The sequence below is a fragment of the Trichococcus sp. genome, from assembly GCF_049589555.1.
GTDB lineage: Bacteria > Bacillota > Bacilli > Lactobacillales > Aerococcaceae > Trichococcus.
This window is the reverse complement of record NZ_JBAWAZ010000134.1, coordinates 1-5,707: the sequence shown is the minus strand read 5'-3', so window position 1 is coordinate 5,707 and position 5,707 is coordinate 1. Positions and strand designations below refer to the sequence as shown.

Genomic DNA, 5,707 nt, shown 5'->3' with positions numbered 1-5,707 from the left:
TTGATAATGCTCACCCAGATAAAAGAGTATTTTGGAAAAGAAATCTATCGGCCCTCTCGGAGAATCCATTTCTGAAGCATTTTCAACTTCTTCAACACTGATTGCCAGCAATTCCAACAGATTGCTTTGATAGCGAATATTTGAAACAACATTGTCCAAATCCATCAATGCATCAATATTTTCGAGAACCTTGATAAAGTATTCTGTATTTTTGATAAGGACTACTTTGTCCATCAAGACTGAAGGATTTACGTATTGAGAAATTAAACCGAAGTTGATATGCAAACATTTGAAGTGATATTTCCCTGTATCCCCGGTAATCTTGTGCAGTGTTTGCATACCGATCAAAGCAACTTGTCCTTCGTTGACCTCTAATTGTCCATTTGGAAACTGAACTTGCATGGACCCTTCGATAATATAAGTGACTTCCAGCCATTCATGCCAATGCGTTTCAATAATACTTTGACTTAAATTGGTGCCTGATTGCTCTACTAATAGGCAGTGTTTATTCGGATCGGTTCTCCGGATCACACTCGCTTTTAAATCCTCGTATTCGTTATCAAAAATCATTCGCATGGAAACACCTCATTCGTCAATTGGGACTAGGACAACTCTTCACCATTCGATGCGATCACTTTACGATACCATTCGAATGAGTCTTTCTTTCTCCGCTTCAAAGTCCCTTTTCCTTCATCATCCAGATCCACATGGATGAAGCCATACCGTTTTTTCATTTCCCCTGTGCCGGCTGAAATGAGATCGATGCAACCCCATGGCGTATAGCCCCACAGCTCGACACCATCAATTTCTACAGCTTTTTTCATTTCTGTAATGTGTTTTCTTAAATAATCAATCCGGTAGTCATCATGGATGCTGCCGTCTTCTTCCACTTTGTCTATCGCCCCAAGACCGTTTTCCACAATCATCAATGGCAACTGATATTTATCATATAATCGGTTCAAGACCAAACGTAAACCTGAGGGATCAATTGGCCATCCCCATTCAGACGCTTCCAAATATGGATTCTTTGCTGCTCCAAATTGATTGCCGCCTGCTTGTTCAGACTCGGCGCTGGTACTGACCACAGTAGAATTATAATAACTAAAACCAATAAAGTCGACTGTTCCATTTTTAAGAATCTCATCGTCTCCTGGGACTTTCTTTAGTTCTACATGATCTCTTTCCAATTCCTTGAGTTTATAGTTTGGATAAGCGCCACGACATTGGACATCGTAATAGAAATCCTTAAAGCCTCTTTCCAATTCCATCATGCGAATCGAATCGTTTGGATTGCATGTTTCTGGATAGAATAAAATATTGGCGATCATTAAGCCTATCTTAAATTCCGGATTGATGGCATGCCCGATTGCCACACCCTTTGCGCTGCCCAACAATAGATGGTAAATTGCTTGATTTTGCTTCGTCAAATCGGATGCATCCGTAATTCCTAAGGTACTGTAATCACGTAAGAAATTGATTTCATTGAAAGTCATCCAATATTTGACTTTATCCTTGTAACGATCAAAAACGACTTTACAATAGTTGGCAAAGAAATCAATTGTTTTTCGATCCAACCACCCTTGATACGTGACAGCCAAATGATTTGGCAAATCAAAATGATTTAAGGTGACGATTGGTTCAATCCCATAAGCCCCGCATAAGTCAAAGATTTTATCATAAAAGGCTAAGCCTTCTTCATTAGGAGTTGCATCATCACCATTTGGAAAAATTCTTGACCAGGTCATCGACATCCTGAATCCCTTAAAGCCCATTTCGGCAAACAGCTTAATATCCTCTTCATAATGATTGTAAAAATCAGTTGCTGTATGACTAGGATAATATAATTGCTCATCAATAACTACCCTTGCTCCACTTGGAACATCCTCAAAACGGTTGATGGCTTTTCTTTCACCATTTTCAAGCTCAATCACAATCATACGAGGTTCTGTCATACTTCCTGCAGTGATAAAATCAGAAGTCGCTAAGCCTTTGCCGCCACTTAAATAGCCACCCTCATATTGATTGGCAGCGGTTGCGCCGCCCCATAAAAAATCTTTAGGAAATCCCACTTTTCAACACTCCTTTATCTTTTTCCGACAGAAGACTCCCGCCTCAAGGAGTGAACCGGACGCAGCCCAACGAGTAGGCGGGAGATGAATGTCGGTAGGCATTAGCCTATTTTTTTTGAAAAATTCTTGTTGCTAACGAAGGCCCTCCCGCTCGACATAGAACGTACGTTCGTGTACAATGGATGGTATAAGAAGGTGAATGACAATGATGATCCATAAAGCCTACAAGTTTCGGATCTACCCCAATCAACAACAACGCATCCTGATCGGGAAGACCATCGGCTGCTCCCGTTTCGTGTTCAACCATTTTCTGTCCGAATGGAACAAAACCTATGAACAGACGGGATTAGGTTTGAATTACTGTGCCTGTTCCGCCCAGTTGACGTTGCTGAAAAAGGAAACAGAGACGCTCTGGCTGCAGGAAGTCGACAGCATCGCGCTGCAGTCCGCACTGCGGAACCTCAGCGCTTCTTTCGATCGTTTTTTCAAAAAGCAGAACCGTGCGCCGCGCTTCAAAACCAAAAGCAACCCCGTCCAATCCTACACAACCAAACAGACGAACAGCAACATCGCCATCGTGGGCAACAAACTGAAACTGCCCAAATTGGGGCTGGTCAAATTCGCCAAGTCCAAAGAAGTGGCAGGCAGGATACTGAACGCCACCATCCGACGAAACCCTTCTGGGAAATATTTCATTTCCCTTTTGGTCGAAACCGCTGTCCAGGAACTGCCGAAAACGGGTTCCGCTTGCGGTGTCGATGTCGGGTTGAAGGATTTCGCCGTAGTTTCAGACAATACCGTCCATGAGAACCCGCGAGTTTTTCACAAACTGGAACAGAAACTCGCTAAGGAACAAAAAATCCTTTCCAGGAGGGCAAGGCAAGCAAAAAAGGACGGACGAAAATTGTCCGAATCAAAAAACTACCAAAAGCAGCGCGTCAAAGTAGCCCGAATCCACGAACAGATTCGCAACGCCAGAACCGATTACCTGCAGAAAATATCGACCGAAATCGTCAAAAACCACGACATCATCGGCATCGAGGATCTGCATGTAACCAACCTGATCAGGAATCCCAATTTGGCGAAAGCCATCAGCGAAGCCAGTTGGTCTCAATTCCGGTCCATGCTGGAATACAAAGCAGGCTGGTACGGCAAACAGATCGTAGCGGTCGCCCGAAACTTTCCGTCCAGTCAACTCTGTTCCTGCTGCGGATACCAAAACAAAGACGTGAAGAATCTCGCGGTACGGGAATGGGCGTGCCCGAAGTGCCATGCCCACCACGACCGGGATCTGAACGCAAGCATCAATATCATGAATGAAGCCTTGAGACTTCTAACCGCAGGAATCTGCGGGGCTAGCCTACTCAATGAACCGGGGGATACTCCGGTGTTCGTAGGAATCTCCCACCTCTAAGCAAATGCGTAGGCGGGAGTAGTTCAAACTGGTCTTCTTACATCTTTATAGCCGTCAGTCCTCGGAAGCCAATCTAAGAATTTTTCGATATATTCATTCCAAAAGCGCCACTCATGTTGATAATTTGGTGCCGAGGTCCAAGTATGTTCAAAATTCTTTTCCTTTAATTTTTCGGCAAATTTGACATTATCTTCATATAAAAAGTCATTTTCGCCACATGCAAGGTAAATGGGTTGCGCAGCATCCAGATTTTCCACAATATCAAACAAATCAACCGCCACGCCCTGCATGCGCAGTGCCGGTGAGAATGCACCGATGGCTTGATATAAATCGGGTCGCTTCAGTCCATTGTATAAGGCACCAAATCCACCCATGGATAAGCCTGCAATATAAGTGTCCTCTTTCCGTTTGGAAATAGGGAACGTATTTGTGATGAACTCTGGAAGCTCGTATTCAATAAATTTCTCAAAATCATCGTTTTCATTCGAAAGATAGGCTTTATTTTCTCCTGAAAACATCACCACTGCAATTTTTCTTTCCTCTGCATATAATTCAACATTAGAATATCCTGTCCATTGCGCATGATTATTTCCATAACCATGCAGTAGATAGAGAACTGGATATTTCAATGGATATTCATGATGCAGCTCACCTTTATTTTGAATAGCTTCTGGTATAGAAATAGTCGGTAAAATTATGGTTACGTCCACTGTTCTTTTAAGCACATACGAGATCACATTACATTGAATTTTTGCCATAAAGCTTCATCTCCATTTATCATTCGGTCTTCAAACCTTTTCAGTTTAGACTGCTTGGGTTTGGGTTTGATTTTGGGTTTGGGTTTGGGTTTGGGTTTGATTTTGGGTTTGGACTTGGGTTTGGGTTTGTTCGCGTTCTTCTTGGATTGCTCTTCTGTCATCCATCAAGAAGAAAGGCAGATACATTACAAAATGGATAAATAGGCATAAGAACCACAATAGAGCTAATGAAAATCCTCCTGTGAAGAATGTCGTCACGAAACCTGGCGTTACCCAAGGCATTGAAACGGTTGGGTTCACATTAATATCAAGAAGGTTCATATAAAACATTGCAAACAAACCTGAAACTAAAGGAGACAACACCATCGGAACAAAATAGAGCGGATTCAGCATCAAAGGAAAACCAAAAATAATCGGTTCATTGATATTGAAAATGTTGGCTGGAATCACTAATTTTCTCATTGCTTTATATTTTTCTGATTTACCAAACAGTGTAGCAATACATAAACCTAATGTATTTCCAGCTCCCCCGATTTGAACGGCAGCCCCTACAACCGCAAATGCATAAAATGGCAATTCTTTTCCTGCAAGAAATGCTTCTTGATTCGAAATACCAGCCATCATTAAGATCGGCATATAAACCATTAAGATTGTATTTGGATGAACCCCAAAGAACCAGAAGAGATTCATTAATGTAAATACTACAATCAAGGCAATTGGGGTTGCACCAAAAGCAGAAATCGGTTCAGCAACAATAGTGGTGATCATTGTAAAAACATTGCCGTAAGGTGTTAGACCTGTTACATATTTAATAAAGAATATCAAAGAAAAGATGATCATCGCCACAAAAGTTGGTGCCATGGATTGACTTACATTTGGTGGTACAGATTCAGGTAATTTTAATACAAGTTTCTTTCTTGTTAATTTCACATACAACCATGGAATGAACAAGCCAATAAGAATTGCAACAAGGATCCCTTGGCTTCCCATTTTTTCAGTTGCTATTGCCGTAATTGGGGATCCATCAGCTTTAGTCAGGTTTTCAACTGGCATAAGCGCAATAAATGATGCCAAAGATAATAATGCCCCGGTCATACCATGCTCGCCTTCATTGACTGTGTATCGATAACCAATAGCTCCTACTACATAAACTGCTAATAAGGATAATGTTAATGTGATTATTTGGTTCCCTACATCATACAATCCCGCATTCTGTAAAAAACTTACCCAAGCTGGTATTGGGAAATTGGTTAATACTGCGATCAGCGCAACCCCTAAAGTAATTGGCATCGTAAGCATGAAACCTTCAGTTAATGCAATGATAAACTTGTTTTCTCCGACTTTTGTCGCAATGGGTCCAACAATTTTTTCTAAACCTGTCTGAAATTTATCAAAGAAACTCATTTGAACAACCTCCAAATTTCCATTTTTCACGCTTACGCCGGCTGTTAAGCGCTTTCTTTAAT

General features: G+C 41.6%; 5 protein-coding genes. 1 reads left to right on the top strand and 4 read right to left on the bottom strand.

The window, feature by feature from the left end:
- Window positions 1–576: AraC family ligand binding domain-containing protein (locus WBV27_RS05410; RefSeq protein ID WP_424200116.1), on the bottom strand; the 576-nt coding region annotated here is incomplete at its 3' end.
- A gap of 26 nt (window positions 577–602) precedes the next feature.
- Complete coding sequence (locus tag WBV27_RS05405) at window positions 603–2,069, bottom strand: glycoside hydrolase family 1 protein (RefSeq protein WP_424200114.1); 1,467 nt, start codon at window positions 2,067–2,069, stop codon at window positions 603–605.
- Window positions 2,070–2,274: 205 nt separating this feature from the next.
- Here WBV27_RS05405 and tnpB point away from each other — a divergent pair, with 205 nt between their 5' ends.
- Window positions 2,275–3,483, top strand: coding sequence for an IS200/IS605 family element RNA-guided endonuclease TnpB (gene tnpB, locus WBV27_RS05400; protein WP_424200112.1), 1,209 nt, complete (start codon window positions 2,275–2,277; stop codon window positions 3,481–3,483).
- 23 nt (window positions 3,484–3,506) lie between these two features.
- Here the strand turns inward: tnpB and WBV27_RS05395 are convergent, their stop codons facing one another.
- Both WBV27_RS05395 and WBV27_RS05390 read right to left on the bottom strand, forming a co-directional pair.
- Window positions 3,507–4,241 (bottom strand): alpha/beta hydrolase, encoded by a 735-nt coding sequence (locus WBV27_RS05395; RefSeq protein ID WP_424200110.1) that lies wholly within the window; start codon window positions 4,239–4,241, stop codon window positions 3,507–3,509.
- Between the two features lie 45 nt (window positions 4,242–4,286).
- Entirely contained in the window at window positions 4,287–5,645 is a 1,359-nt protein-coding gene (locus tag WBV27_RS05390) for a PTS sugar transporter subunit IIC (RefSeq protein WP_424200108.1), read from the bottom strand.
- Window positions 5,646–5,707: the final 62 nt, after the last annotated feature.